Source organism: Hoeflea sp. AS60 (assembly GCF_038900115.1).
In the GTDB taxonomy this organism is placed as follows: domain Bacteria; phylum Pseudomonadota; class Alphaproteobacteria; order Rhizobiales; family Rhizobiaceae; genus Hoeflea.
Genome location: NZ_JBBMQP010000001.1, coordinates 1,516,821 through 1,539,845, shown reverse-complemented (window position 1 = coordinate 1,539,845; position 23,025 = coordinate 1,516,821). Strand labels below are relative to the sequence as shown.

Below are 23,025 nucleotides of genomic sequence, written 5' to 3'. Positions count from 1 at the left end.
GCCCGACATTCGGGATTTACTCACTGATGCGCTCGACGATGGCCCCGCAATTTGTAAGCTTTTCTTCCAGCCGCTCAAACCCACGGTCGAGATGGTAGACCCGGTTGACCACCGTCTCGCCCTCGGCCGCGAGGCCTGCGATGACAAGTGATACGGAGGCGCGCAGATCGGTTGCCATCACCGGCGCACCGCGCAGCAACGGGACTCCGGTGACGGTCGCTGTCTGTCCCGACAATGAGATCTTGGCGCCAAGGCGGGCCAGTTCCTGGACATGCATGAAGCGGTTCTCGAAGATGGTCTCGGTGATATGCGAGATGCCGTTGGCACGGGTCATCAGGCCCATGAACTGCGCCTGCAGATCGGTGGGGAAGCCCGGGAATGGATCTGTCGTCACATCAACCGGCAGAATGTCGCCGCCATTACGGCGAACGCGAATGCCGCCGGCCTCCGGGGTGATCTCGACACCGGTGCGGCGCAGCGCCAGCAATGCGTTTTCAAGCAACGCTTCTGATGTGTTCTCGAGCAGCACATTGCCGCCGGTCATGGCAACCGCCATGGCATAGGTGCCGGTTTCGATCCTGTCCGGCAGAACCCGGTGACGGGCGCCTGAGAGCGAGGCAACGCCATCAATGGTGATGGTCGAGGTGCCGGCGCCGGAGATTTTCGCGCCCATTGCGATCAGGCAGTTGGCAAGATCAACAACTTCAGGCTCGCGCGCGGCGTTCTCGATCACCGTCTGGCCCTTGGCCAGCGTTGCGGACATCAGCATCACGTGGGTGGCGCCGACCGAGACTTTCGGGAATACGTAGCGACCGCCAATCAGGCCCTTGGGGGCGCGTGCATTGATGTAGCCGTTCTCGATGTTGATCTCGACGCCCAGATGCTGAAGGCCGTCAATGAACAGATCGACCGGCCGGGTGCCGATGGCGCAACCGCCGGGCAACGAAACCTTGGCCTCGCCCATGCGGGCGAGAAGCGGACCGATGACCCAGAAGCTGGCGCGCATCTTGGAGACAAGCTCATAAGGTGCCGTGGTATCGACAATGGTGCGGGCTGTGAAATGCACCGTGCGGGCATAAGCAGTGTCCTGGCGCTCACGGCGACCGACAACGGCAATATCGACGCCATGATTGCCGAGAATGCGCTGCAGCTGCTCGACATCGGCAAGATGCGGAAGGTTTTCCAGCGTCAGCGTGTCATCGGTCAAGAGCGAGGCGATCATCAGCGGCAGAGCTGCGTTCTTCGCGCCGGAAATCGGAATGACGCCATTGAGCGGATTGCCGCCAACGATCCTGATGCGATCCATGCTGTCCTCTTGGAGTTTCGGGCTGCGCCGGTTACCCGGCGGCAAGCCCTGAAAAATATCTGGTGGGCTGTTTAGACCATCAACGGGAATGCGGCAACACAAGGACGGGCTTGCAGTTAATCCCCGTCCCCGGAACCGCCCATGTCACCACGACTGCCGGACGCAGGCAGGCCGTCTGTCTCATCAGCACCACCTTCGCGACGGGCACGGACCTGCGCCTTGCGGCGCTGCAGATTGGCGCGCAACTGCTCGGCGCTGCGCTGGGCGCGCTTTGCGGCCTGACGCTCGACTTCCGCCTTGCGCTGAGTCGTCCCGGTGTCTGTGGATGTTTTCTCGGTCATGACACGGGACCGATAGCGCAAAATCACGCCCAGGTGAAGATCCAGCGGGCACCTGCCTGCGATCACGGCTTGGCCGCTGGCCCGTGAGAGATCATCAGGCACAGTTTCTTCGCGGAGACTCACCCGGTATAACCACTTCGCGGGAAAGCCCTGAGCTCTCCGCAGGTGAGCGGAGCGCTGTTTTGCGGTGGGTGAGTCCGGCCGTTTCCGGGCTTTTTGAAACTTGTCACGCCAATCGCCCGTTTGCGCTTGCACTCCTGTCCAAGCTGTGGCAATAGCGGGCCGCTTCAGTCGTTTACGGCCTTTCGTTCAAATCGAGAGCGTGACACAGACAGCGGCTTGCGGAGACAATCTCCGGTCTCGCCGCTGATCGGGAACTGAAGCAAAGGGCTGCCGTAGCTCAGGGGTAGAGCACTCCCTTGGTAAGGGAGAGGTCGAGAGTTCGAATCTCTCCGGCAGCACCAGTTTCAAGCGTATGATTTCAATAACTTGTTGGTTTAGAAGGCAAAATCCTTCCTGCTGTTCCATTACACTGTTACAGTGGAGCGATGGAAGCAATGGCAAACCACCCCCGTCTTTTTCGTCGCGGCGCGACCTTCTATCACCGCGCAGCGATACCCGCCGACATCAAAGTTACCTACCCCAAGGCCGAGGAAACGATCTCGCTCAGAACGAAAGATTTCCGGGAAGCCGTCCGAATGGTTCGCATTGAAGCTGCAAGGGTAGATCGCCTCTTCGATGCACATCGGCATAGGCTTACACGGGAGCCCGAACCGGCGCTAGCCGAACTCACAGCAGCACAGCTCTCCCACATAAGTGAAGCTTATTACGCTCACCTCCTAGATGAGGATGAGGAATTGCGTCTTGCGGGCTTCGATGACCGTTCGTTTGAGGAGCATAGTGAGGAGGTCGACGCGCTTGCCGATGTTAATCGGCACAATCTGGCCCGTGGCATTCAGGACACGTTCTTCACTGACGAAGCTGCCGAAGTGCTGACCTGGACCAATGTCGATCTGAAAATTGCCCCGAGTTCTCCGAGTTGGCCCCGGCTGATCCGCGAACTACAATCTGCAACTGTGAGAGCCCATAAAGCAAAATGCGCTCGTAACGCGGGGGACGTCATTGACACGCCAGTCATTCGATCTGTCTCGCAAGCCATACCCGCCGAAACCCCTCTCTTATCTCAAGCAATAAACAAATGGATCGAGGAGAAGAGCCGGACTTCGTGGGTACCAAAGACGGCTGACGCACACCGGATATGGGCGGACCGGTTCGTGATAATCGCCGGTGACAAGCCCCTTGAAGCATACAACAAGGCTGATGGAAGGAGTTTCAAGGAAACTCTGATGGCGCTTCCAGCTAACTGGACCGGTCATCCAGATCTGAAGGACATGCGCATTAATGAAGCCGCGACCAAGGCCGCTGCGCTTCAATTGCCCCCCATGTCCATTTCCAACATCAACAAGATCATTGGCTTCGTCGGAGCTTTCTGGAATTGGGCGAAAGCACATTATGATGGCGTGACGAGCAATCCGTTCGACAGCATGAAGTTGCAGAAGAGTGGCAAGGCGCGAGATGAGCGCGACAAGTTCACTCCGGGTGAACTCAAGTCCATATTCAGTGCACCCCTATACATTGGCTGCCGGTCCAGACGAAGTTGGGGGACACCGGGCAGCATTACTCCGCGCGACATCGGCCTCTTCTGGGTGCCCCTGATAGCGCTGTTTACCGGAGCAAGGTCAGGAGAGATCATTCAGCTCTACACATCGGACATTGTCGAGGAAAACGGAATACTTCGCTTTGAGTTGACCGATGATGGTGATGATCAGAGGCTCAAGACTACGACATCGCACCGGTTCATTCCTGTCCATCCTATACTGAAGGAGCTCGGGTTGCCCCGGCTCATTCAGACCCGCCGAGAGAAGCAGCAAAAACGCCTTTTCCCAGAGATGCCGAAGGGAAAGGACGGCTATTATTCATCCCCGTATTCGAGCAAGTTTCGTAACCTACTGAAAGGGGTCGGTGCTAAGACTCAAAAGAACGCATTTCACAGCTTCCGCCACAGCTTTGAGGATGCCTGTCGCGACAGCGGGATTTCATCTGAACTTATGAACGCACTGCAGGGTCATACCGAGGGCGGCATGGCGGCTCGCTACGGGAGCGGCTTCAGCTTGCAACGGCTCGCAGAGGCAATGGAGAAATTAGAATATCCGGGCTTGGATCTGTCGCATCTGAAACCCGATTAGGCTCAGGTTGTATGTTCGGCGTGTATGCCTTAGCAATTGTAACGATAGTTCTTTTGTGAATTGGCAGCTTCATGCGCTCTATGAACTTTGACCACCTTGAGCCTCTCAGCAGCGAGTTGCATCGCCTTGGCGTTTTGGCAGAGCGGTTCTTCGCAGATGATGCCAATACATCGCTGATCAAGAGCCGACAGTTCGCGGAATATATGGTCAAGGAGATCGCGGCGCTCTCGGGCAGCTATGATCCAGCGAAACGCGAAGGCACCAATGATCTTTTGCGTCGACTGTCTGCCGAGCAAGTTCTGCCGCGCGAGGTAGTCGATGTATTCCATGCCGTTCGCAAGAAGGGGAATGAAGCAACTCACGACTTCTCCGGAACGCCATCGGATGCCCTCGCGGCGCTGAAGTTCTGCCGGACCCTTGGTGTCTGGTATCGCCGGACCTACGGGCGCGATCCCGGTTTCAAGCCTGGCCCCTTCGTTCCGCCAAGAGACTCGGTACAGGCTGACGACACGACCCGAGCTGAACTGGAAGCCTTGCGCAAGAAGGTGCTTGAGGCAGAGACACAGCTGTCGGCGGCTCAGGCCTCTGCCGAGGAACAAGCCAAGGCCCGAGAGGCAGCTGAAGAACTTGCACGGCAGTCGGTTGAGGAAAGCGCCGTCTGGGAGCAGTCAGCTCTTGAGCTGGAGGCCAACCAGGTCGAGCTTGCCAAGAAGCTCGCCGAACTTCAGAAACAGGCCCAGTCGGAACCCGAGCAACTGAAGCTTGAGTTCAAGCAGGCAGCTAGGGAAGCAGCCAGCCGTCTCGAGCTGGACGAGGCAGATACTCGGCTTCTGATCGATGTCCAGCTGATGGATATGGGCTGGGAAGCAGACACCAAGGAGCTTCGGCATTCCAAGGGCACTCGCCCCGAGATCGGGCACAACATGGCAATCGCGGAGTGGCCGACCGCAACCGGCCCGGTCGACTACGCGCTGTTTGTGGGGCTGACTTGCGTAGGCGTCATTGAAGCAAAGCGGGAGTCGGTGGATGTCCCTTCAACCTTGATACAGGCTGAGCGTTACGCCCAATCCATCCGATTGACTGACGACGAGGCGCATCCGGACGCCCCATGGAGACACGGGCTAGATGATCCGTACCGCGTTCCATTCGTCTTCGCCACCAATGGGCGTCCCTTCGTCCGCCAGTGGAAAACCAAGTCCGGCATCTGGTATCGCGATGTCCGGCGCTCGACCAATCAGGCGCTGGCACTGCTGCAGTGGTTCTCACCCAAGGACCTTCTGGACAAGCTGGAAACTGATGTTGATGCGGCGGTGCAAGGCCTCGCGGAAGAGAGCTTCGGCAAGGGCAAGTTGCGGCCCTACCAGGAAGATGCCGTCGAAGCCATTGAGAAGTCAATCGAGGCAGGGCAGAGGGATGTTCTGATCTCGATGGCCACCGGCACCGGAAAAACCCGAACCAGCATTGCGCTGATGTACCGGCTGCTCAAGCACAAGCGGTTCCGCCGCATCCTCTTCCTGGTGGATCGCAAGGCCCTTGGGAAGCAGACCGAGGACGCGCTCGACACCACCGAGCTCGAAGGACTTCTGAACTTCGCCCAGATCTACAAGGTCGCTGGTCTGGGGCAGAAGATGCCGGAGCCGGAAGATCAGGTACAGGTCGCAACGGTGCAGTCGCTCATAGCCCGGATTCTGAATGAGCCTGATGTCACCAAGCGCCCCACACCCGGTACTTTCGACTGCATCATCGTGGATGAGGCCCACCGGGGTTACACACTGGATGCTGAACTCAGGGAAACCGACATCGGCTTTCGGAACCTGGATGATTATCAGTCGGCCTACCGTCAGATTCTCGACTACTTCGATGCGGTCAAGGTTGCGCTGACGGCGACCCCTGCCCTGCACACGCGGGAGATCTTCGGTCACCCAGTGTATCACTACGGCTATCGTCAGGCCGTCGTCGAAGGCTATCTCAATGATCACCTGCCGCCGAGGCGCATCACCACAGCACTTGCGGAAGCCGGGATCCACTTCGAGGGCGGCGAGGAAGTCGAGATCGTTGACCGCAAAACCGGGCAGATTGATCTCTTCGCGCTGCCGGATGATGTCGAGCTCGACTATGATCTCGCGACCTTCAACAAACGGGTCTATTCAGAGGCCTTTAACAAGGTCGTATGCCGGGCATTAGCCACCGAGATACCACCGGACAGCCCGGGCAAGACGCTGATCTTTGCGGCTCGCGATACCCATGCAGACGATGTCGTGCGTTTGCTGACCGAGGAACTGCAGGACGAATACGGTAAGGACGCCATCCCGCACAACATGGTGATGAAGATCACCGGCAGCGTCGACCATACCCAGGATTGGATCCTCAAATTCAAGAACGATCCCTATCCCAAATATGTGGTGACGGTGGATTTGCTCACCACGGGCGTCGATGTGCCGACAATCTGCAATCTGGTTTTCCTGCGCAGGATAAAGAGCCGCATTCTTTATGACCAGATGATCGGACGGGCCACCCGGCTGTGCCCAGAGATCGGCAAACAGCACTTTCGGATCTTTGACGCTGTCGATCTATACGCCGAACTTCAGGAAATGTCGGACATGCGTCCGGTGGTGGTAAAACCGAACATCTCGCTTGGGCAACTGGTGGCAGACCTCACTCAGGCCGTAGACACTGAGGACAAGGACTGGGTTGCCGGTCAGCTGGTGGTCCGGATGCGCAACCTTGCCAAGAATATGGACGAGGAAACCCGAGAGAGCTTCGAACGCCACACCGGGCAGAGCCCGGAAGCTGCCGTGCAGTCGCTGGCCACAAAATCGGGAGCAGAACTCGAAGCATGGATGAAGGATCATCCGCGTTCTGTCGAACTGCTGGAACGTAAGCCTGTCACGGTGAAGAGGCCGGGCGACGGTGTTGTCATCTCGAACCACGAGGATGAGCTGCTTCGCATTGAGGAGATATTCGGCAAGAACACCACGCCTGAGGATTACATCGAGGGCTTCGAGCGCTACGTGAGGGAGAACATGAACTCGGTTCCTGCCCTCATTGCGGTCACCCAACGTCCCCGGGAGTTGACCCGGAAGGAACTGTCGGAACTGGCCGGTCTGCTGGACGAGAAGAACTATTCCGAATCCATGCTCCGGGCGGCCTACGGCAAGGCGCGAAATTCTGACATCGCAGCCCACATCATTGGCTTTGTCCGTCAGGCTGCCCTCGGTGATCCTCTGGTGCCCTATGCCACTCGGGTGGAGGATTCGATCAGGAAGATCGAGGATTCCAGAGCCTGGACAAAGAAGCAGAAGGACTGGCTTAGGCGCATTGGCCGGGCTTTGAAGGACAAGCCTGTCGCGGACCCCTCGCTGCTGGATCAGGGCGTCTTTGCGGACAAAGGCGGATTTACCCGCATCTCGGCAGAGTTTGACGGCGAGCTGGATGCGGTGCTCATGCAGTTCAATGAAGCCATCTGGGGGACACCAGCCGCATGAGCAATCAAGGCGGAATCAGGTTAGAAGCAAAACAAACTTACTCGATCAGGAAATGACCCACTCATGAATGCCAATGCCATCATCCAGAAACTCTGGCGTCTCTGCACCGTTTTGCGCAAGGACGGCATCACCTATCAGCAATATGTCACTGAGCTGACCTACCTGCTGTTCCTGAAGATGATGGCGGAGCGGAACCGCGAGGAAGGCAACATTCCCCCGGAGTACCGCTGGGCGGCGCTGGTCAAGGCCGAACCATTGCACAAGCTCAAGCTCTATCGCAATGCGCTCACCGCGCTGGGTGATCCGGAAGGCGGCCTGCCGCGCATGGTGCAAGCGATCTTCGACAATGCCTCCACCTTCATCCGCGAACCGCAGAACCTGACGACGCTGGTGACCGCCATTGACGAGCTCGACTGGTTCTCCGAGGAGCGCGACCAGTTTGGCGATCTCTATGAAGGACTGCTGCAGAAGAACGCCGAGGAAACCAAGCGTGGAGCTGGTCAGTATTTTACTCCACGTGTCCTGATCGAACTGTTGGTGCGGCTGATGAAGCCGAAGCCCGGTGAAGTGATCCAGGACCCGGCAGCGGGAACCGGGGGCTTCCTAATTGCCGCCGACAAGCAGATGCGCAAGGCAACTGACGGATATTTCGATCTTGCTCCAAAAGAGCAGGAATTCCAGAAGCATCAGGCCATCCACGGCATGGAGAATGTGCCTGGCACCCTACGGCTTCTCCTGATGAACCTGTACCTGCATGATCTCGACAGCGACCATGTGGATCTGGGCGACACCCTGTCAGACAAGGGCAAGGGCTTGGGCAAGGCTGACCTGATCCTGACCAACCCGCCCTTCGGTCCGGCGGGTGGTGCGCCGACGCGGGATGACCTGTCGGTGACGGCCACTGTCTCCTCTTATCAGCTGCCATTTGTCGAGCATTGCACCAGGGCGCTGAAGCCCGGTGGTCGGGCGGCGATTGTGGTGCCTGACAATGTGCTGTTCGAGGACGGACGCGGCAAGGAACTGCGGCGGATGATGATGGATTGGTGCGACCTGCACACCATCCTCAGGCTGCCCACCGGCATTTTCTATGCGCAGGGCGTTAAGACAAACGTGATTTTCCTGACTCGTGGCAAGACCGAGAACGGCAACACTGATGATGTCTGGATCTACGATCTTCGCGCCCAAATGCCGAAATTCGGCAAGACCAACCAGCTGACGGACGCACACTTCGAGGACTTCGAAAAGGTCTTCGGGACTGATGCGAATGGCGCTGAGCGCGGAGAGGATCAGGGCGAAGAGGGCCGCTGGCGCTGCTTCACCCGCGAAGAGATTGCTGCTCGGGGTGACAATCTCGACATCTCCTGGCTGCGTGAACTGGAAGAAGAAGCCGAGGAAGGCTTGATCGAACCTGACGACATCGCGGCGGCGATTTTAGGGCACCTTCAGGCGGCCATACTGGAGATCGAAGCGCTAAGTGCGGAGCTGGAAGAGACGGTGCCGGTCGACGCCCCGGAGGCAGCAGAATGAGTGCCTCGGGTCTTTGGAGCCTACCCAACAATTGGGATTGGAGCGTGTTTGGTGACGTTGCCATCATCACAGGAGGCGGGACGCCGTCGGCAAAAGACGAGAAGAATTTCTCTGCAGAAGGGGGCATCCCTTGGATAACGCCAGCTGATCTGACCGGCTACGAGAGCGCCTATATCAGTCATGGTCGCCGAAACCTTTCAGAGAAGGGATACAAATCGTCATCAGCGAAAATTCTACCTAAAAAAGCTGTGCTTTTTACGTCTCGAGCGCCTATTGGTTATTGCGCAATCGCATCTTCCGAGATTGCAACAAATCAAGGCTTCAAAAGCCTCACGTTATCTTGCGGGATTTCACCCGAGTACACCAGAAAGTATCTGATCTGGTCGAAGCCGTATTTGGAAAGCCTAGCTAGCGGCACAACGTTTCTGGAGCTATCCGGAAGCAAACTAGCTGAAGCTAGTTTTCCCCTCCCACCCCTTGCCGAGCAGAAGCGCATTGTCGCCAAGCTGGACGCACTGGCCACGAAATCCGCCCGCGCCCGCACCGATCTCGCCCGCATCGACACCCTCGTCACCCGCTACAAACAGGCGGTGCTCCGGTCTGCATACAAAGGAAAACTGACTTCAGACTGGCGATCAGAAAGAGTGCAACTCGAATCTGCGGCCCAGCTGATCGACCGAACTCCCGAACCGAAACAACCAAGAGGTGGCCGAATAGCGACTGAGACCGTCATACAAGGCAAAGCGGCCTTGTCGGTAAATCCACCGAATGTTCCAGCGCCACCTTACTGGTCTTGGGTGAATTTGAATCGCGTTGCACGGCAAGAGACTGGCCATACGCCTAGCCGATCACATCCCGAGTGGTGGGATGGCGATGTTCCGTGGATTGGGATCAAAGACGCTGGCGCACATCATGGTCAGACGATCTTCGAAACTTTCCAGACAACCAATGAGGATGGACTTGCCAACTCGGCAGCGAGATTGCTTCCTGAAGGCACGGTTTGCTTATCCCGAACCGCGTCCGTTGGGTATGTGACGATGTTGGGCAAGCCGATGGCGACAAGTCAGGATTTCGTGACTTGGACATGCACTGAAGCCCTTTCTCCCAAGTTCCTCATGTATGCGCTGATGGCGGAAGGCGACGACATACGGGACTTCGGCAAAGGGACCACGCATACAACCATATATTTTCCCGAAGTTCGTGCCATGCACATTTGCCTAGCACCCTTGGATGAGCAGCACGAAATCGTCCGCTGCATCGAGAGTGCCTTCCAGAAAATCGACCGGCTGGCAGCTGACGCCAAACGGGCGCTGGAGCTGGTGCGCAAGCTGGACGAGGCAATCCTCGCCAAGGCCTTCAAGGGCCAACTTGTGCCCCAGGACCCCAATGATGAACCCGCCAGCATACTGCTGGAGCACATCAAGGCCGAACGGGCGGCTGCACCGAAGGGCAAACGGGGACGGGGAATGTGATTCCGAAACAAAGGCAAGCTGCGAATGGCAAGGCATAGGAACAGGCAGCTGCCCGCTCAGATCGTAGATGTTTCTGACTGGCTGGTCGACCCGGAGAACCCCTATTATCCGGAAGGCAAGCAACCGAAGCGGCTATTAATTTCACCTGACGAATGTCAGTTCCCTTTCTTGTTGCCTCATCACAAATATCTCTTCAAAATCCCGTCGGGTTGGCAGGAGCGGCAAGTCTGGTCTGAGTTGATCGCCTACGAGCTCTCCCGAGTTGTGGGGCTTGATGTGCCGCCTTGCTTTCTGGCGGTCGACCACAAGACGGAAGAGATCGGTGTACTGGTAGAGTTTTTCTACGGATATGCTGAAGATAAGCCCAGGCGCTTTATACCAGGAAGCGACCCCACTCATGCATGGCTGAAGGGTGACTACGACCGCAAGCGCGGACGCCCCCATTCCGTGCGTCAGAACTTGACCCTGGCGCGGGCTATGGGAATCGACAGTCCTAAAGAGTGGTGGGCGCGGGCTTTCTTGTTCGACGCTCTTCTTGGCAATGTTGACCGTCATCCGGATAATTGGGGGTTTCTGGGCAGGCCAGTGGCTGGAGACAACTTCCTATTTCAAATGGCACCGCTGTTTGATAACGGCTCAAGCCTAAGCTACGGTGAAACAGACGAGCATTTGTCCCGCCTGAGTGATTTTGATGCCTATATTCGTCGTGGCCGGCATCACTGTGGCTGGGGTGGAACAGATGCAAAAGGCAGCCGACATCTTGAACTCTGTGAAATGTTCATAAATTCCTACAATCCTACTGGCCTTCTCGATGAATTTATGATTCGATTCACAGACGAAGCGATTTCAGATGTCCTGCTTTGGTGTAGCAGCTTCAGTTGTTCAATTCCGTTTTCGGAACCGCGTGCCAGCTTCCTTCGTTCGCTATTGATACGTCGACGCGACCTTCTAACCGCCCTATGTGAACCACATGACTAACGTGATCCAAAATATCGTCGAACCAAAGCGATTGCTCCTGACTTGGCAATCTCTCGACGACAATGCGACACGCACACGTTTCGCGGTGGGTGAATTGAGGAACGAAAGTTATCCGCTGTTTCGTTACTTCGACGCGGACGAGTTTGAAGCTCTGAACGGCACGTCGCTCGCTTCGATTCGCGCTATAGGTTTCAGGCAGTACCCTGCGTTCGACCCGACGCGAACAGTACATACCGACGGCGTACTAGACGCTTTCCTGCGCAGATTGCCGCCCCGGAGCCGCAAGGATTTTGAACAATATCGACAACATTTTCACCTCGCGCCCGGTTTGCAGATATCGGATTTCGCATTGCTTGCAATGACGGAAGCCAAGCTGCCGAGCGACGGCTTTTCTCTGGTTGATCCGCTGGATCAGACTTGGTCGCCCCGTGAGCTCTTGATCGAGGTCGTTGGACATCGTTACTACTCTGCCGAATGCGACTTGAGCGACGGCCTCGGTAGTCAGGTCCAGCTATGTGCTGAACCGCTTAATCCGAACGATGCAAATGCGGTCGCTGTGATGCAGCTTGACCAAAAGATTGGATACATCAATCGCTTTCAGGCCAAGTCCTTTCTTGTCTGGGTACGGGAAAATCGAGTGCTCGCAACAATTGAACGCTTGAATGGCAAGCCCGGATATCCGCGTGTCTATCTCTTCGTGAGGGTTGCCGCCAAGGAAGAAACAGTCGCAGCCTGAGCGCCCCGCCACCCAGATTAGATAGTTCAGGAGATTGCGGCGTTGCCAAGGTGGACAGAGGCGGCGATACCCGCCCACACTGCACCCATTCAGGCCCAGCGGCAGGATTAAGACTCCTTCTCGGAAGATTAGCCATAGCGGGGTAAGCCGGAACATTTTAGGCGAAAAATTTGTAAAGGCATATTGATAGACCCACATCTCCCAGTTCCCCCCGTGGGGGTCTCCGAGTATCTGGTCCAGCCCTAGTAATGGCAGGCATTCTCATCAACCGACAGGGCGCTCATTAGGGTATACCCCAAGAGAACCACGGCGACGCCGGTTCCATAACTCAATTTGACAACCCATAACGAACCATACATAAAAGAACCACCTAAATCGAACTGGAGGGTTCCACATGTTCATTCGCGCTTACCTGAGAGCCTCGACAAAAGATCAAGACGCAAGCCGCGCCAAGGATGACCTCTTCGCCTTCGCCGCAGAACGTGGCCTGACCATCGCTGCCACCTATACGGAGAACGAAAGCGGGGCTTCCCTCAAGCGTCCCGAGTTGTTCCGGCTTCTTGAGGATTGCCAACCGGGGGATGTGTTGCTGGTGGAGCAGGTGGACCGGCTATCCCGCTTGAACTCTGAAGACTGGGAGACCCTCAAGACCCTCATCGCTTCCAAGCGTGTCCGTGTTGTGGCTCTGGACCTCCCCACAAGCTGGATGATGGCGACGGCAGACCGCGACGACATTGCCTCCAGGATGGTTGAGGCCGTCAACGGTATGATGCTGGACATGCTTGCCGCCTTCGCCCGTAAGGACTTCACCGACCGCCGCCGCCGACAGGCACAGGGCATTGCCAAGGCCAAGGAAGCCGGGGTCTACCGGGGGAGACCTGAGGACACCAAACGCAACACGGCGATCCTTGGGATGCTCAGGGCTGGACAGACGTGGAGCAGCATCATCGCCGCCACCGGATGCAGTCGCTCGACCCTATCCCGGCTGTCCAAGAGGGTGACCGAGGACGGCTGACGGGATGCAGAATTGGGAGAGCTGATGATTGGGCCCAGTACAGCACACCGCTACAAGGCTCGAGCCCGAGGTAAGAGGGTTGGCGGATCCAACGCCGCTCAATTCCAAAGCTGCGATAGAGCCTAGTAAAGCACATACCATATTGGCTACGGCTCCTCGTGCCGGGCCGGGCTTTGTGCGCCCCTTACTTCCCGCCAACAAGCGGCAGCCATTAAGGTTGCCCTATCAGCCGCACAGCGCGGCAAGGAATAACCATGTCCAATTTCGACCAAGATAACTCCCTTATCGAAAAGCTTGCTGCCATCAGCGGCAACCTCCGAACCCACGGCACCACGTACCCCGGGGAGACGCCGACCACATTAGATTACCCCGAGATTTCGGTAGAAGCTGCAGTATTCCAACCAAGGCAACTGGAAGGACGGATTGCCGAAGACGTAGCCCATCTCAAAACCCTTGCCGTGGCAGTGGGAACACCACAACGCCCCACCCACCTCGATCCTATCACTGTCTGGTGGGCCGGAGACCGCTGGTACGTAATCGACGGCCACCATCGCCTGAAAGCATACAAGAAAGTCCGGGTTACCCAGGGACTGCCCGTAACCGTCTTCGAGGGAACCCTAGATGAAGCGATGGCGCACAGTGCCGCTTCGAATTCCAAAGACCGTCTTGTGATGCGCACGGAAGACAAGCTCAATTACGCGTGGAGGCTGGTCATTGTCTCCTCCCTCTCGAAAGCCCGCATCGCAAAGGCCTGTGCTGTTTCGAACGGGACCTTGGGAAATATGCGAAGCGCAAAGGCAAAACTCCAATTGAGCCCCGAGAACACAATGGGCACCCTAAGTGAACTCAGTTGGCTTGACGCGCAGATGGAGGCAGCAGGCAAGGAAAGAGATATGGATTTCGATCCGGATGACGCAATGCGAAAACGTGCGGAACGTTACCGCCGAGGCATCATAAAGGCAGTTGGTCACAAGGCTTTTACCGATACTGACGCCTTCGCACTTGCGCTATCGCAGCTGGATGATCGTCTCCCGGGTTGCCTGATGCAGTCCGATGCATGGGACGATTCCTTTCGGGCAACGGTTACCAGTCTGTCCTCTGAATTTGCGGAGGCAGCAACTCTCCGCCAGCACTGGGATATCCAAGAAGCCGCCGAGAGCGACTATTAACTGTCCACGCCTACATGTCCATTATGGACGGTTCTTGGCGCATTCGACAGTCCCTAGCTGCTAAGTCGCGTTCGGGCTGACAACGAACCTCCCGCCATTCCCTTCCTCAATACCATCACGTCCCGGGGTCACCGCCCCGGGCGTCTCCGCGTGTCTACTCAACAGATGCGCCATCTCCCAACGGGCGACGCCCGACCTTTTCCGAGCTACCCAAGGAAATCATGATTCCCACCCTTATTACCGCCATCAACACACTCGAGTTGATCGGCTCTCATATCGTCACACATTTGGAAAGCGGCACGACCATCGACCGCACAAACAGAAAGAACCGCAAAAGGACCAACAGCGCCATTCCGGTTATCTGCCGAGAACTTATCAAGCAGGGCCACGATCCTCAGGAGGCCGCGCATGTGATCCGCAAAGCCCTCGACCAACCCGGCATGATCTCAGCTTTTATGCAGGACAGAACGCTGGCGGCATGGGCTGTAATCGACGTGGCGGAAAGCGATTTGCGATTGCCCCACACCGTTAGGCACCGCCCGCATTCTGTTGCGGTAGACGCCAAAAATGCGCACGAACGACTGAAGGGCCCCCACCCTACCTGAAAGCCGTAACCCCGCTCAGTGGTGAGCCGGGGCACTTCAGCAAACGACGCTAATGTTGTCTGCTTGGACTGCCCCGGCTCACCGGATCAGCTGGGTGGCCTGTCTAACTCTCCTGCACGAACAGATATTTGTCAGCCTAACTACCCACTTCTGTCAGCCCACATTTTCCATCATGCATTGCGTTGAAACTGTTACAGCGAACTGCTACATTGAGCGACGGGACAGCGACCACAAGTCATTGGTTTTAAAGGCTTTAGCTCTGTTGACGAGAGTTTTCGAATCTCTCCGGCAGCACCAGTTTATTACACTTCACTCTAAGCTGGCTGGGAAGTTGAATGGAATAGTAAGAATTGCCGCTTTAAATCCATTTGTTCAATTGCTTTTTTGATTAAACTGATAGCCCTGCGCCAAGGCAATGCACTATCTCTTATCCGGCCCATCTTTACTCCCATCCGGCCTTACGAACAGATCAATTGTTTTACCGAGCTGTTGCGCCGACTTATACGAGACTCCCTCTTTTCTGAATTCCAACTGCTTCAAAAGCTCCTGCATTATCGCATTGTCGCTTCGAGTTGTTGAGAACACCGCCTTGTTTTTTGTCAGTGGCATCATCTCTTCAAGCAATCGGCTAATTTGGCCTTTTCTTCGATGCTGTTCGTGGAGATAAATCCATCCCAACTCGTACGGAAAATCTGAAGGGTCAAGATTGCTCTGCGCATTAGCGAAGACCTTACGCCGGTAAGAAACGAGCGGCTTTTTGATCGCCGCTGTTCCCACAACCTCACCTTCATAGACAACAAAGCCCAGTCGATACGCGCTTTTCAGCCGCGCTTGTATACCCTCAGTGACTTCACCGCCCACTATGACGAGAGCCGCGAACTGATCGAGCTCGGATCCCGAGCATTTATTAGGAGCCGTGATGACGACTGAATACTTGTTCAGATCAGCTTGTGCACGAATTCGCTCTAAGGCGTCCTTGAGCACCTCACCAGCTTCCTTCTCCGTCAATTCAAGTGCGGCTTTGCCTGAAGCGTTGGCAGTCAAGCGACCACCGGCGACCACATGCCTAAGAAGTTCGTCATCTTTCAAGACCTGCTCAACCAGCTCCAGCAGTAGTTTCTTTCGCTCGCGTTCTCGGATCGGATCTTCACGTTTATCCTGCCTGAACAACGCCCTCAGCCTCGCGGAAATGTCGTTAGTCTCGTTGGAAACGCGCAACACAAGTGATTGTATTGTATTGAGAGTGCTTTCCGTTTCGCCAAGCTGCATATCGGTCCAGCCCAACTGATCCGCCATTCTTTCTATGCTGGCATCTAGGGAAATCTCCAGATTTTTGAGATCTGTAGCAATTCGCCCGGCAGCGGACTCGAACCGCTCAGCAAATGTGCTCGCCTCTGTCTCAAGAAAAATTCGCAGCAGTTCGGGTGGTTGTAGGGGTCGATTCCTACTCCCGTCACGTTTGCAGTATAGACCTCTCGGTGTACAATGAGGCCTGGTCGCGCTGGGCGGCACATCTACCCTAAGAAACGGTCTCTTGGCGAGATTTTCAGTTCTCACCTCGATGGCAACGGGCGGGATGCAGCTCAAAGCTTTGTTGGTAATTTTTAGAATCGCCTCATCGCTGACATCGCAACCCACAATAACACCAACCTGTGTACCGTCTGGTCCCTGCTTTTCATCAATCCCAACTAGGATTGTACCGCCCGCACTGGTGTTTGCAAACGCAACAAAGTCGTCCACAGCCACACCGTCTGGTGTTCGCTTAAAATCGACTCTATCGCTTTCGCCGTCGGTCAAAAATGCCGTTACTATCTGCGATATTGCTTTTGATCGTCTGCTATTGATCATGAAATATGTACTACACAATTTTTAGGTGTAATTCCAAATATATATGATGCTCCAACGGGTTTCAGGGTCAGACACGAGAATGCTGAACGACACGAGGCGCTCTGTGCGGCTTTAGATCTAGAAGATCACCGATAGCTAAGACCATTAGACAATGTACCAACACCGATCGCGGCGTATGCATCCGAAGTATTCCTAAGTCCGAAGCGCCGGTAGGCCGACTCCGGTGCTTTCGAAGCCTCCGTCAGACGCAATCACCTGGCCTGTGACATAGCTGGCTTTGTCCGAGCAGAGGAAGGTGATCACTTCGGCGATTTCGCGCTCGGATCCGTAGCGGTTGAGCGGGATGGCATCGTGGTAGGCGGCGATGATCTCGGGCGTGTGCACGGCCATGGCGAGCTTGGTGCGGACCGGGCCGGGGCAGACGCAGTTGGCCCGGATGCCGTATTCGCCGAGCTCTGCGGCCTGCTGCTTGGTCAGATGGATCACGGCTGCCTTGGAGGTGCCGTAGGCAACCCGCAAGGTTGAAGCGCGCAGGCCCGAGATCGACGCGATGTTGACCAGGGCTCCACGGGTTTCCCGCAAGGCCGGAATGGTCGCTTGGGAGACGAGAAAGACGCCGTCGAGATTGGTCGCCATCACTGCGCGCCAGCGGGCGAAATCTGTGGCTTCGATTGGGCCGAAATCGGCGACACCGGCATTGTTCACGACGGCATCAATGCGGCCAAAGCTGCTGATAACCGATTGCACCATGTCGTCGACTTGATTGGGGATGGAGACATCGTGGACGAAGGCGCTGGCCTCGTTGAGACCGGCGGCCACCTTGTGCAACTCGTCGCCATCGCGATCAACCATCGCCACGCGCCAGCCCTGTTCATTGAACAGCTGCGTGGTCGCCAAGCCGATGCCGCGTGCAGCACCCGTCACCAAAGCCACTTTTTCCGACATGTCTTCCCTGTCTCACTTCGATGTTTTCAGTCAGCCTGCCCCGCCCACCTTTTAGAGGCGGTTTGGCGTCAGCTGTCGGCGAGCTTGTCGAGGACGGTGTCGAGCTTGGCCACGGTGCCGTCGACATCGCCAAGCTTGTCGAGGCCGAACAGGCCGATGCGGAAGGTGCGGAAATCAGCGGGTTCGTCGCACATCAGCGGCACGCCGGCTGCAATCTGCATGCCCTCGGCCATGAATTTCTTGCCGTTCTGGAACTCGGGATCCTTGGTGTAGCTCACAACAACGCCAGGCGCCTCGAAGCCCGGAGCTGCAACAGACTTAAATCCGTTTTCGGCCAGCAAAGCACGGACCTTGCGGCCAAGCTCCCATTGACGTTCGCGAGCCAGCTCGAAGCCAAAGTCACGGGTTTCGATCATCCTGTCGCGAAACACCACCAGGGCGTCGGTCGGCATGGTCGAGTGGTAGGCGTGGCCGCCACCGACATAGGCCTGCATGATGTCGTGCCATTTGCGCAAGTCCACGGCGAAACTTGAACTCTTGGTGTCAGCCAACCGCTCAAGTGCGCGGGCGCTCAGCATCACAAGTCCGGCTGAGGGCGAAGCGCTCCAGCCCTTTTGCGGGGCGGAGATCAGGACATCAACGCCAGTTGCCTTCATGTCGACCCAGATACATCCAGAGGCGATGCAATCGAGCGCGAACAGCGCACCGACATCATGGGCCGCTTCGGCGATAGCCTTGAGATAATCATCGGGAAGGATGACGCCCGACGACGTTTCCACATGAGGGGCAAAGACAATGCTCGGGCGCTCTTCACGGATCTTGGCGGTGATCACGTCAATCGATTGCGGCGCAAAGGCCGAGGTGCTTTCATTGCCGACTTGCGAGGCTTTGAGAACGGTCGTTTCGGATGGAATCTCGCCTGCCTCGAAGATCTGGGTCCAGCGATAGGAAAACCAGCCATTGCGGATGACCATCACCTTCTGGTCGGTGGCAAACTGGCGGGCCACGGCCTCCATGCCAAAGGTTCCGCCACCCGGCACGATGACAGCCGCGTCCGCCTGATAGACATCACAGAGCATGGCGTGGAGATCGTTCATGACGCCTTGAAACGTCCTCGACATGTGATTGAGCGAGCGATCGGTAAAGACCACCGAAAATTCCATAAGACCATCGGGATCCACGGGTGACGCTGTCATGTTCATGTCCTCAACTCCTCTTTCGCAATGCCCGCTCAGGCACAGGCCTCAAAACCGCTATAGGCCTGTTTCCTGAAAGTTTGAAGGCGTGGCCGCTCAATAAGTCTTCCGCGGCCAAATTGACGCAAGCGCAGACCCTGCGGTTCATTCGTTGCAAATCGCTCGATCTGCCGGTTTCTCAATCCTTGGTCGGAAGCTACAAAGGGAAAAAGGGAGAGACCGAAATGACCTATGCCTGCTTCACCGTCGAGATTGCCGACCATATCGCCCATATCCGTTTCAACCGGCCGGACAAGGCCAATTCGATGACGCCGGATTTCTGGAAGGAACTGCCCGAAGCGGTCGACAAGATTTCGGGTCATGCCGAGGCGCGGGTCATCGTGATTTCATCGGAGGGCAAGCATTTTACCGCCGGCATGGATATCTCGGTCTTCATGAGCGGCAGTCTCGATGGCGATGCCGCCAATGCGCATGTTTCTGCGGAGGCCTTCCGCTACAAGATCAAGGCTCTGCAGGAGACATTCTCCGCGCTCGAACGCGCCCGCCAGCCAGTGCTGGCCGCGATTCAGGGCGGGGCAATCGGTGCCGGTGTTGACCTCGCGACCGCGTGCGATTGCCGCTATGCATCGGCGGACGCATTTTTTGCCGTGCAGGAAACCGCGATCGGCATGACCGCCGATGTCGGAACGTTCCCGCGCCTGGTGAAGCTGATCCCGGAAGGGTGGGCGCGGCAGATGGCCTACACGGCGGAGCGGCTTCCGGCGGCAAAAGCGCTGCAGATCGGCCTGGTCAACGAGGTGTTTGACAGCCATGAAGATTTGCTTGAAGGCGTCATGGCGATCGCGCGCAAGATTGCCGCACATTCACCGCTCGCCGTTTCGGGCTGCAAGGCGATGGCCAACTATTCCCGCGATCATTCGACCGCCGATGCGCTTGACTACATTTCGGTCTGGAATGCGGCGATGCTGCGTCCGGACGACATCAAGGAAGCCTATATCGCCAAGGGCGAAAAGCGCTCTCCCGTGTTTGACAATCTCAAACCGGTATCCGGATAAGCTTCCGGCAGAACCAGTTCTAGCGGCGATGCTTGCGGCGCGCCAGGACGGGGGCGAAAGCCAGCGCGTTGCCGACAACCTCCTCCATGTCATCATGGGGCGGGGTCCAGTCGAGGACGATGCGGGCGGCAGGCTTCGCGTCAGGGTCGGCGGTGACGTGATTGCTTTTCTGCAACGCAGCCTCCCAGGCGAGCGCGCTGCCGACGATCTTGTCGATATCGTCATGGCGCGGCTTCCAGCCCAGAACGGTCCGGGCGCGGGTTGAATCGGCAACCGAGGTGACGATGTCTCCTTCCCGACGCGCGCCAAGGCGGATTTCAAAATCGCGCCCGCTGAGGCGTCTGACCGAATCAAGCACTTCGCGAACCGTGTAACCGCGGCCGTAGCCACAATTGGCGACCAGACTGTCGCCACCTGCGCGCAGGTAGGACAGCGCGTCGATGTGGGCTGCGACAAGATCGCTTACATGAATGAAATCGCGCACGCAGGTGCCGTCGCGGGTGGGATAGTCGGTGCCGAAAACCTCAATACCGTCGCGTTTGCCCATGGCGGCTTCCGTCGCCACCTTGATCAGGTTCGCAGCGCCGCGAGTGGATTGTCCGGTCCGGCCCAGCGGATCGGCTCCAGACACATTGAAATAGCGCAGCGCGGCATAACGGAAATCATGGGCTGCTGCGGCATCGGCCAGCATCGTCTCGGTCATCAGCTTGGACACACCATAGGGCGACTGCGGCACTGTCGGCGTGGTCTCCGCGATCGCGTGATCGCCCTCCGGGCTGCCATAGACCGCAGCCGTGGACGAGAAAACGAACTTCTTCACCCCGGTTGCAACCGCGGTGCGGATCAGGGCCAGCGAGTTGGCGGTGTTGTTCTGGTAATAGGCGAGCGGATCGGCCATCGATTCAGGCACAGAGATCGAGCCTGCGAAATGAACTATCGCCTCGATGTCATGGGACCGGATGATGTCGACTATGGCGGCAGTATCGGAAACATCGGCTCGGATCAGTTTTGCCTCAGGCGCAACGGCCCAATCGAAGCCCGTCGACAGGCGGTCGACGACGACGACCTGCTCGCCAGCGTCGAGCAGCGCCCAGACCATGTGGCTGCCGATATATCCTGCTCCGCCGGTCACCAGAACCGTCATGCCAAACCCTCGATGGTAATTTACCAGCGCAGGATGGACCTCAAGTTTCAAGAAACCGTGAATCGCATGTGTGCCTCTCCGGGGCAGCGGTCTGCGTCAGAGAGAAGAGATGTACTCCGCCAGCCGGCCTGCCGCTTCCTCGACATGATCAAGACGACGCAGGAAACAGGCGCGCAGGAACGTGGCGCCACCCTCCGCAAAGGCGGTCCCCGGCGCCAGGCCGACGCCTGCGCGATCGACGATATCGATTGCTGTTGCCCTGGTGTCAGTGACGCCGTCGATCCTGAAAAACGCGTAGAACGCTCCGTCGGGTTTCTGCGTGACAACACGGTTGGTCCCCGTCAGGGCATCGCAAAACAGATCCCTTGCAGCGGTTGCCTTGGCGATCTGGGCCTCGACAAAGTCTTCCCCATGTTCGAGAGCCGCGAGTGCGCCCTTCTGCATGAACTGGGCCACGCCTGAGGTCTGGTACTGGACGCTGTTTTCAAGCACCTGGATGATCGAGGGCGGCGCCACGATCCAGCCGACGCGCCAGCCGGTCATCGACCAGTTCTTTGAAAACGTGTTGACGAAGATGATCCGGTCATCATCGTCCATGATGTCCATGAACGACGGCGCGCGGCCGCCAGCGTAGTAGAAACGGGTGTAGATCTCGTCTGCGATGATCCACAGACCATGCTTGCGCGCCAGATCGAGGATTGCCACCAGATCATCCCGGGTCGCGGTCCAGCCCGTTGGATTGGACGGCGTGTTGATGAAGAGCGCGCGGGTTTTGGGCGTGATGACGCTCGAGATACGGTCCGGATCAATGCTCCAGCGACCATTGGCGTAATCCAGTGTCGCGGCCACAGAAACGCCGCCTGACATACCCAATGCTGCGGCAAAATTCGGCCAGGCAGGGGTGATCTGAATGACTTCATCGCCGGGATCAACCACCGCTTCAATAGCAATCTTGATGGCCTGCATGCCAGAACCCGTGACGCAGAAGGCGTCGAGCGGCAGTTGTTTTCCGAACAGGCGTGCATGATAATCAGCCAGAGCCTGCCTGAGCTGCGGTATGCCGCGCTGCCAGGTGTAGAATGTTTCACCTGCAAGCAGCGCCTCGGTGGCAGGCCGGGCGATGAAATCAGGCGTTTTCTCGTCGCCCTCGCCGGCCCAGAGCGGGATCAGGCCCGGCTTGAGACGTCCGTGGTTGACGACGGCAACAATACCGCTTTCAGGGGCGTTCATGGCGCGGCGGCTAAGGCTTTCGAACTGGTTCATGGCAAACTCCGTTTGCTTCTCTTACCTGTTCCCGCGATTGCACGCATCTGTCCTGACATGATCGATCCATCGATTTTTCTGATGCAAGCGGGCTCCTGAAACTGAAAAGCCCCGGCTCGGATGCCAGGGCTTGATTTCAAGCTTCGCCTCCAAACGGCTGGTGCAGCAGCAACCAGCGCGGGGCAGGATCTTACTTCTTCAGGAGATCCCGGATCTCGCTGAGCAGCGCAATGTCTGCAGGGGGTGCCACAGGTTTGGTTGGGGCAACTTCTTCTTCCTTGCGCAGCGAATTCACCGCCTTGACCATCAGGAAAATGATCCATGCCAGGATCACGAAATTGATCGCCACGGTCAGAAAATTGCCGTAGGCGAGAACGGCGCCCTGCTCCTTGGCAGCATCAAGCGTTTGCGCCGTCACTCCGCCCGCGAGCGGGATAAAGAAATTCGAAAAATCGATCCCGCCAAAAATGGCGCCGACAATCGGCATGATCATGTCATCCACCAAGGATGAAACGATCTTGCCGAACGCGCCGCCAATAATGACGCCGACAGCGAGATCCATAACATTGCCCCTGGCAATAAATGCCTTGAACTCATTCAACATGTTCAGTTGCTCCGTATGACGCGCGATGTCCCTCTTTGAAAAACCGCTTTGGCGCGCGCCTCGCCTGCCCGATTTTAGCGACATCTAACA

General features: G+C 57.1%; 18 protein-coding genes and 1 tRNA gene. 11 read left to right on the top strand and 8 right to left on the bottom strand.

What is annotated here, in order from left to right:
* Positions 1-16: 16 nt before the first annotated feature.
* Both murA and WNZ14_RS07060 read right to left on the bottom strand, forming a co-directional pair.
* On the bottom strand, positions 17-1,306 hold the full coding sequence (murA, locus tag WNZ14_RS07065; protein WP_342867869.1) for a UDP-N-acetylglucosamine 1-carboxyvinyltransferase: 1,290 nt from the start codon (positions 1,304-1,306) through the stop codon (positions 17-19).
* 116 nt (positions 1,307-1,422) lie between these two features.
* Positions 1,423-1,647, bottom strand: coding sequence for a hypothetical protein (locus tag WNZ14_RS07060; RefSeq protein WP_342867868.1), 225 nt, complete (start codon positions 1,645-1,647; stop codon positions 1,423-1,425).
* A 389-nt stretch (positions 1,648-2,036) separates the two neighbouring features.
* Here WNZ14_RS07060 and WNZ14_RS07055 point away from each other — a divergent pair.
* From WNZ14_RS07055 to WNZ14_RS07010, 10 genes are all read left to right on the top strand, one after another.
* Positions 2,037-2,111: transfer RNA gene (locus WNZ14_RS07055), tRNA-Thr, on the top strand.
* 93 nt (positions 2,112-2,204) lie between these two features.
* Positions 2,205-3,893, top strand: coding sequence for a site-specific integrase (locus WNZ14_RS07050; protein ID WP_342867867.1), 1,689 nt, complete (start codon positions 2,205-2,207; stop codon positions 3,891-3,893).
* Between the two features lie 71 nt (positions 3,894-3,964).
* On the top strand, positions 3,965-7,378 hold the full coding sequence (gene hsdR / locus WNZ14_RS07045) for a type I restriction-modification system endonuclease (RefSeq protein WP_342867866.1): 3,414 nt from the start codon (positions 3,965-3,967) through the stop codon (positions 7,376-7,378).
* Positions 7,379-7,441: 63 nt separating this feature from the next.
* Positions 7,442-8,905, top strand: coding sequence for an N-6 DNA methylase (locus WNZ14_RS07040; RefSeq protein WP_342867865.1), 1,464 nt, complete (start codon positions 7,442-7,444; stop codon positions 8,903-8,905).
* Positions 8,902-10,377 carry a restriction endonuclease subunit S gene (locus tag WNZ14_RS07035; RefSeq protein ID WP_342867864.1) on the top strand — a complete coding sequence of 492 codons (1,476 nt, stop codon included), beginning with the start codon at positions 8,902-8,904 and terminating at the stop codon, positions 10,375-10,377. The genes WNZ14_RS07040 and WNZ14_RS07035 overlap by 4 nt, the downstream gene beginning before the upstream one ends.
* 24 nt (positions 10,378-10,401) lie before the next feature.
* On the top strand, positions 10,402-11,355 hold the full coding sequence (locus WNZ14_RS07030) for a HipA domain-containing protein (RefSeq protein ID WP_342867863.1): 954 nt from the start codon (positions 10,402-10,404) through the stop codon (positions 11,353-11,355).
* Positions 11,348-12,091 carry an HIRAN domain-containing protein gene (locus WNZ14_RS07025; RefSeq protein WP_342867862.1) on the top strand — a complete coding sequence of 248 codons (744 nt, stop codon included), beginning with the start codon at positions 11,348-11,350 and terminating at the stop codon, positions 12,089-12,091. Before WNZ14_RS07030 ends, WNZ14_RS07025 begins: the two co-directional genes overlap by 8 nt.
* A 394-nt stretch (positions 12,092-12,485) precedes the next feature.
* Positions 12,486-13,106: a recombinase family protein gene (locus WNZ14_RS07020; RefSeq protein WP_342867861.1), complete on the top strand. Its 621-nt coding sequence runs from the start codon at positions 12,486-12,488 to the stop codon at positions 13,104-13,106.
* A gap of 254 nt (positions 13,107-13,360) precedes the next feature.
* Positions 13,361-14,275 carry a ParB N-terminal domain-containing protein gene (locus tag WNZ14_RS07015; RefSeq protein WP_342867860.1) on the top strand — a complete coding sequence of 305 codons (915 nt, stop codon included), beginning with the start codon at positions 13,361-13,363 and terminating at the stop codon, positions 14,273-14,275.
* Between the two features lie 221 nt (positions 14,276-14,496).
* A complete protein-coding gene (locus tag WNZ14_RS07010; RefSeq protein ID WP_342867859.1) occupies positions 14,497-14,880 on the top strand; it encodes a hypothetical protein in 384 nt (127 codons plus the stop codon).
* 420 nt (positions 14,881-15,300) lie between these two features.
* Here WNZ14_RS07010 and WNZ14_RS07005 read toward each other — a convergent pair whose 3' ends face one another.
* The 3 genes from WNZ14_RS07005 to WNZ14_RS06995 form a co-directional block, all read right to left on the bottom strand.
* Complete coding sequence (locus WNZ14_RS07005) at positions 15,301-16,728, bottom strand: GNAT family N-acetyltransferase (protein ID WP_342867858.1); 1,428 nt, start codon at positions 16,726-16,728, stop codon at positions 15,301-15,303.
* A 192-nt stretch (positions 16,729-16,920) separates the two neighbouring features.
* The gene (locus tag WNZ14_RS07000; RefSeq protein WP_342867857.1) at positions 16,921-17,673 is read right to left on the bottom strand and encodes an SDR family NAD(P)-dependent oxidoreductase; all 753 of its coding nucleotides are present in this window, start codon (positions 17,671-17,673) and stop codon (positions 16,921-16,923) included.
* Positions 17,674-17,741: 68 nt separating this feature from the next.
* Positions 17,742-18,869, bottom strand: a complete 1,128-nt coding sequence (locus WNZ14_RS06995) for an aminotransferase class V-fold PLP-dependent enzyme (RefSeq protein WP_342867856.1) — start codon at positions 18,867-18,869, stop codon at positions 17,742-17,744.
* Between the two features lie 224 nt (positions 18,870-19,093).
* Between WNZ14_RS06995 and WNZ14_RS06990 the strand changes: the two genes are divergently transcribed.
* Positions 19,094-19,924, top strand: a complete 831-nt coding sequence (locus WNZ14_RS06990; RefSeq protein WP_342867855.1) for a crotonase/enoyl-CoA hydratase family protein — start codon at positions 19,094-19,096, stop codon at positions 19,922-19,924.
* A gap of 19 nt (positions 19,925-19,943) precedes the next feature.
* Here the strand turns inward: WNZ14_RS06990 and galE are convergent, their stop codons facing one another.
* From galE to mscL, 3 genes are all read right to left on the bottom strand, one after another.
* Entirely contained in the window at positions 19,944-21,068 is a 1,125-nt protein-coding gene (gene galE, locus WNZ14_RS06985; RefSeq protein WP_342867854.1) for a UDP-glucose 4-epimerase GalE, read from the bottom strand.
* 96 nt (positions 21,069-21,164) lie between these two features.
* Positions 21,165-22,331 (bottom strand): pyridoxal phosphate-dependent aminotransferase, encoded by a 1,167-nt coding sequence (locus tag WNZ14_RS06980; RefSeq protein ID WP_342867853.1) that lies wholly within the window; start codon positions 22,329-22,331, stop codon positions 21,165-21,167.
* Between the two features lie 190 nt (positions 22,332-22,521).
* Positions 22,522-22,935: a large conductance mechanosensitive channel protein MscL gene (gene mscL / locus WNZ14_RS06975; protein WP_342867852.1), complete on the bottom strand. Its 414-nt coding sequence runs from the start codon at positions 22,933-22,935 to the stop codon at positions 22,522-22,524.
* Positions 22,936-23,025 lie beyond the last annotated feature (90 nt).